We start from the raw sequence: 234 nt of genomic DNA on the forward strand, positions 1-234 counted from the left end.
CTCTCCTGACCACACTTTACGTCTATTTGGATGACCACGTGCTGCCGGACCTGGGTGTGTCCAGGGCTGGCCGGCCGGGCCGGAAACCGGTGTTGAGCGACGCTGAGCTGCTCTGTCTGGCCGTGGCACAGCACCTGCTCGGCTTCTCCTCGGAGAGCAGGTGGATCCGGTACTCCCGGATCCACCTGTCCGGCATGTTCCCGGCCATCCCGCACCAATCCGGCTATAACAAGC

At 63.7% G+C, this 234-nt stretch carries 1 pseudogene; it reads left to right on the plus strand.

The features are described 5' to 3' along the window. Positions 1–234: pseudogene (locus tag M8J71_RS23810) on the plus strand (IS982 family transposase); the annotation flags it as partial.

This window comes from Pseudarthrobacter sp. R1 (assembly GCF_024494415.1).
In the GTDB taxonomy this organism is placed as follows: domain Bacteria; phylum Actinomycetota; class Actinomycetes; order Actinomycetales; family Micrococcaceae; genus Arthrobacter.